Origin of the sequence: Candidatus Protofrankia californiensis (assembly GCF_900634765.1) — a bacterium.
In the GTDB taxonomy this organism is placed as follows: Bacteria; Actinomycetota; Actinomycetes; order Frankiales; family Frankiaceae; genus Protofrankia; species Protofrankia californiensis.
In genome coordinates this window covers 12546-17946 of record NZ_CAAAFT010000065.1, presented here as the reverse complement: position 1 = coordinate 17946, position 5401 = coordinate 12546, and the positions used below count along the sequence as shown (strand labels likewise).

The following is a 5401-nucleotide window of genomic DNA, read 5'->3' as shown; positions in this document are numbered from 1 at the left end:
CCACCACCTACATTGATGCGGTGGCGGTGACAGCGACCTATCCGACCGTGGACAGCGGTAAGCCACGGGCTACCGCTGTCACCGAAAGCGACGGCGGCGGCCCGACACTACGGGACCGGCTGGTACCGCCGATGCCGACCGACCGGATCGCCGGCTGGCTCGCGTCGCTGGCCATTGCGGCGGTCGCCGGCGTCCTGCGGTTCTGGCAGCTCACCGAGCCGCGCGGCATCTACTTCGACGAGGTCTACTACACCCACGACGCCTACGGTCTACTCACCCACGGCTACGAGCTGACCGATATCAAGAGCGGGTGCAACGGCGCCGGGTTCGTTGTCCATCCGCCGCTGGGCAAGTGGCTGATGGCGGCGTCGGAATGGATCTTCGGGTACACCGACTGCGCCGATGTACGTCACGGCAACCCCGAACTGGGATGGCGTTTCGCCTCCGCCGTCGCGGGGACGCTCGCGGTGCTCGTTCTCGCGCGTATCGCCAGGCGGATGTTCCGGTCGACCCTGCTCGGCTGCTTCGCCGGCCTGCTGCTCGCCTTCGACGGGCTGGAGTTCGTCCAGAGCCGGATAGGCATCCTCGACATCTTCCTGATGACCGGGCTCGTTCTGGCCCTGGCCTGCCTGGTTCTCGACCGGGATCATGGACGGGCCAGGCTCGCCTCCAGGCTCGCGGACACCGGCGACGCCCCCGAGGGGAGGACCAGGGGTGCGCGCTTCGGCGCGCGGCTTGGCGCTCGGCCGTGGCGGCTGGCGTGCGGGCTGTGTCTCGGCGCGGCCATGGGAGTGAAATGGAGCGCTGTCTACACGCTCGTGGGATTCGCCGCGCTGGCGATCGCCTGGGACGCGGGCGCGCGCCGGACAGCGGGCGTCCGGCGGCCCGTTCTGGCCGCTGTGCGCAGGGACGGACCGCAGTGGTTCGCAAGCTTCGGAGCGCTTCCGATCATCGTGTTCTTCGCGACGTGGACCGGTTGGTTCGTCACCGACGGCGGTTACAACCGTCACCGTTTCGGTAACGGCACGTGGGCCGCACTACACGGCTGGTGGGACTACCAGCAGCAGATCTTCCGCTTCCACGAGCACCTCGACGCCTCGCACCCGTATGCGTCCAAGCCCCTGAGCTGGCTGGTTCTGGCCCGGCCGGTCGCCTACTTCTACAGCACGCCCAAGGCCGGGGAAGCCGGGTGCACTACCCAGGCCGGCTGTTCCCGGGAAATTCTCGCGATCGGCAATCCGGCGATCTGGTGGGTCGGGACGCTGGCGCTGGTCGGCGTGTTGGCGCTGTGGGTGAGCCGCCGGGACTGGCGGGCGGCCCTCGTCCTCGTCGGCTTCGCAACATCGTTCCTGCCGTGGCTGGCGTTTCCCAGCCGGACGATGTTCCTGTTCTACGCGTTGCCGCTGCTACCGTTCCTCGTCCTGGGGCTGACCGCGCTCGCGGGGGTCGCGATGGGTTCCCGGACCGCTTCGGACGTCCGGCGACTGGTCGGTTCGTTGACGGTCGGCATCTACGCGATCATCGTTGTCCTGCTGTTCGTCTACTTCTATCCGATCATGACGGCGCAGGTGATCCCGACCTCGGCGTGGCAGGTCCGGATGTGGTTTCCGGGCTGGATCTGACGCGCTGCCACCAGCCGCCCCGGCTGGATCGGCCGGCCTGACCGGATCGGACGGCCCGGCTGGCCTGCCTGACCTGGCGGGTCTGCGCGTGGACGAGCCGTAGCTGCGCTACTCCGAACGCCCCTGCCAGCGGCAGGCAGACCAGCGCCGGCAGCATGTAACGGTAGTCGAACACCGCTGTCGCGCAGGGCACCACCAGCAGGGCCAGGCCCATTCCCACCACCAGCAGGCAGTCGTGGCGGACACGGACGAGCCCATAGCCGGAGGCGGCCATCGACGCCAGCACACCCACCAGCACGCAGCCGGCGAGCAGCGGCCCGGGGGTGAACCCGACCGCTTGGTAACCGTGCAGCAGGCCGGCGAGGACCGCGTCGTGCCGGCGGGGCACGACCGCAGCGTCGAAGTCCCGCAGCGACCGGTGTATCTGCCAGCGAGGATCGGGGTGCCCCACCTGGAACTGCCAGGTGGCCAGGTACCAGTCACGGGGACCGACGTGGCGCACCGGCTTGAGGTAATGCACGACGTCGTGTGCCACGAGCCGGGAGTACTCCTCCGGCTGCGCGGCGATCACCTGGAGGGCGAACCGCCGGAACAGCGTGTTCGTGTCAGCATCGAACGGTCCGAAGGCGAATCGCGGACTGTTCGCGTCCCAGTCGTAGTAGTTGGGTCCGGGCCGTTCCCGAGGAGGATGGGGCGAGCACAGCGGCAGTTCACGGGGTGTCACCTGGATGCGTGAGCAGTCCGCGAACTCGGCGACGCGGCCCCAGAGGAAGAATCCGTCGACGTTCTGCAGGGCGAAACTTCCATGCGCGGCGGCGAACCATGCCGCGTATGCCACCAGCGGCAGTGTGACACCCGTCCCGAAGGCGGCGAACCGGCGTACCCCGCCCGAGCGGGCGAGCAGGTACACCCCGGCGAACACCGGCAGCACCAGCGCGACCGAGCGGGTGAGCGTGGCGGTCGCCAGCAGCACGCCCGCCCCGGCGCACATGGGCGCACTCGGGCGTGGACGCCACAGCAACACCAGGATCGCCGCGGTCAGCAACGCCGCGAAGAGCGTCTCCGCCATGACCATCTGCTCGATGTTCACCTGGTAGGCGTCCAGCAGCACCGGCGTGGCCGCCGCGGCGGACAGCCGGCGGGACAGCCCGCGGTGCACCGACAGGCAGTACAACGCCGAGCCGATCCCGAGACCGAGCAGATGCTGGACGGCGGGCACAACCGCCATGGATGGAGACCACGCGAGCAGCCTCAGGAACGCGGAGTAACCGAACGGCCTGACCTGGTCCGGGCTGAGCTCTTTCGCATACCACAGGTAGGAGTAGGAGTCTCCGTAGAACTCCAGCGCCGGCCAGTAGGCGAACAACGCCGCGACCCGCAGCAGCGTGCCGGCAGCGAGCAGCACCACGAACAACCGGTGCCGCGCCCACAGCCGGCCGGCGGCGCGCCGGTACCCCAGGAGCCCGAGGTACCCCAGATTTCTCAGGCTCCCGAGGCGCCCCACAGCCCGCGGGGCCGACGCAGCCGCCGGAAGCAGGCCCACCCGGACGGGTGGAGCCGGGGCGGGAGGAGCGACGGGTGGAACCGGGATGGCAGGGCCGAGGAGGTCCGGGGGGAGAGGAGCCAGGTCCGGGGCGGCAGAAGCGAGCTCCGGGGCGGCAGGACCGAGGTCTGCCGGTGCCGGCACAGGCCCGGTCGCGGTCACGCCGTCGGCAGGGCCGCCACGCACAGCAGCGACTGCCCGAACGGGACCTTCGTCCAGCGTTCGATGAACCGGGTGGTCGGCACGACGATCCGGTCGTAGACGCCCACCAGGCGCGGGTCGGCGCTCCGCTGCCCGGCACAGCGGACCGCCGCCCACCAGGCGATGCCACCCAGCAGGTTCACCGGCCCCAGCCGCTCGACGCGCAGGCCGGCCGAGTGGACCCGCGCCCGCAGCGTGGCCGGGGTGTAGCGGCGGAAGTGGCCCACCATACGATCGAACTCCCCGTACAGCGCCGGGTACGCCGGTACCCACAGCACTACCCGACCGCCCGGTGACACCAGGCTCCCCAGCCGTCGCAACGCGGCGACGTCGTCGTCGACGTGCTCCAGGACGTTCATCATGATCAGTGTGTCGACCGGAACGACCCGCCCGCCAGCTTCAACCCCAGCCTCGCACCCGGCAGCGAACCCGGCCACATCGAGGGCAACCACGTCGACGTCGACCCGCCCGGCAAATCGGTCACGTAAAGTCTGCAAACAGAACGTGTTGGTGTCAGAGACGGTCAGATGGTCGTATCCGCGGAGTCCAGCGGCGAACTCGCCCAGGCCCGACCCGACCTCCAGGATCCGGCGACCGCAGTACGGCGAGACCAGATCGAGCTCGAAACGCCGATAGTTGGCCGCAGCAGCGCCGCCCAGGTGGTTCTCCAGCGCCCGCGGGTCGACGCCACCCGGCAGACGGATCGCGGCGGCCCCGGCCACCGCGGTCATTTCCCACCAACCGGCACGCCAGGCTCCGAGCTGCCGACACCGCCGCGGACACCGGCAGCGCTCCCGGCGGTCAGCAGATGCAGGAAGAAGGACGCGAATCCGGTCTCGGCGCCGAGCACCGTCAACGTCATAGCCAGCAGCGCCGGCCGCAGTTCCTCCAGCGGGCCGGGATCGGCGGCGATCCAGCGTCCCAGAACGACCCCGTCGACAGCGGAGCCGATGACGAACAGGACGCAACCGGCCACCAGGCCGCGCTCCAACGTGAAGTGCCGGTACGCGCGGGCGAGCAGCGGGCCCGGGCACCGGGCCCGGCCGAGCGCACGGTTGTAGGCATCGGCGAAGATCCCGAGCAGTACCACCTGCCAGCCGAGGACGGCGACCATCGCGAACAGCACGCAGACATGGACGTCGAGACGGCGGAAACCGAGATCGAAGACTCCCGGCAGCAGCACGAGCTGTCCGGCGACACCGAAGGCGAGTAACACCAGGCCCGGGATGACGAACAGGTGGCGGGACGCGAGCGGGAGCATGAAGCGAACGTGCCGCCAGCCGTCCCGCAGCGAACGGAGTTTGGACGCGCCGACCCGGCGATGGTAGGTGATCGGCACCTCCTCGACCCGCAGGCCGGCCCGGGCAGCCGAGATGACCAGCTCCGAGGCGAGTTCCATGCCTTCGCATCGGGGCCGCATATGCTCGTACGCGGCGCGGGTGAACGCGCGCATTCCGGAGTGGGCGTCGGACGAGGTGACGCCGAAGAGCCTGTTGAGCATCCCGGTGAGCAGTGGATTACCCAGGTAGCGGTGTGACCAGGGCATGGCGTCCGGCATGATCCTTCCCGAGAAACGGGAGCCGAGGACGTAGTCGGCCCGACCGGCCCGCAGCGGCGCGACCAGCGTCGCGAGTTCGCAGAAGTCGTAGGAATCATCGGAATCTCCCATTACCAGGTAGCGTCCCCGCGCCGCCGCGAATCCGGTCAGGCAGGCGTTTCCGTAGCCTTGTCGCGATTCGGTCAGCACGCGTGCGCCGGCCGAGAGAGCAACCGAGATCGACGCGTCCACGGAACCGTTGTCGACGACGATTACCTCGCCGGTAAGCCCGGCATCAGCGATGCCGGCGAACGCCTTGGCCACGCAGATCCCGACCGACGCCTCCTCGTTGAGGCACGGCATGACCACGGAGACCTCGACGGCGCCGGACTCGACAGACCAAAGCTCGACGGCAGAAGGCTCAACAACGCAGAGCTCGACGGCAACGGCGCCGAGCCCGGCGGGACCGGCGGGACCGGCCGCAGCAGACTCCACGAT

Annotated in this window: 4 protein-coding genes; 1 reads left to right on the top strand and 3 read right to left on the bottom strand. The window is 69.6% G+C overall.

The genetic code is table 11. From position 1 onward, the window contains the following. Window positions 1-20 precede the first annotated feature (20 nt). Window positions 21-1622: a phospholipid carrier-dependent glycosyltransferase gene (locus tag DD1DGNOD_RS03935; protein ID WP_131769465.1), complete on the top strand. Its 1602-nt coding sequence runs from the start codon at window positions 21-23 to the stop codon at window positions 1620-1622. Here the strand turns inward: DD1DGNOD_RS03935 and DD1DGNOD_RS03930 are convergent. The 3 genes from DD1DGNOD_RS03930 to DD1DGNOD_RS03920 form a co-directional block, all read right to left on the bottom strand. Then, window positions 1555-3165: a hypothetical protein gene (locus DD1DGNOD_RS03930; protein ID WP_131769464.1), complete on the bottom strand. Its 1611-nt coding sequence runs from the start codon at window positions 3163-3165 to the stop codon at window positions 1555-1557. The genes DD1DGNOD_RS03935 and DD1DGNOD_RS03930 overlap by 68 nt on opposite strands. 158 nt (window positions 3166-3323) lie before the next feature. Next, on the bottom strand, window positions 3324-4097 hold the full coding sequence (locus tag DD1DGNOD_RS03925; RefSeq protein WP_131769463.1) for a class I SAM-dependent methyltransferase: 774 nt from the start codon (window positions 4095-4097) through the stop codon (window positions 3324-3326). After that, the gene (locus tag DD1DGNOD_RS03920; protein ID WP_241251228.1) at window positions 4094-5398 is read right to left on the bottom strand and encodes a glycosyltransferase family 2 protein; all 1305 of its coding nucleotides are present in this window, start codon (window positions 5396-5398) and stop codon (window positions 4094-4096) included. Before DD1DGNOD_RS03920 ends, DD1DGNOD_RS03925 begins: the two co-directional genes overlap by 4 nt. Window positions 5399-5401 lie beyond the last annotated feature (3 nt).

Bases quoted from the DNA above. Each gene is read 5' to 3' on its own strand.
- DD1DGNOD_RS03925 (WP_131769463.1), bottom strand. From the start codon at position 4,097: ATGACCGCGGTGGCCGGGGCCGCCGCGATCCGTCTGCCGGGTGGCGTC.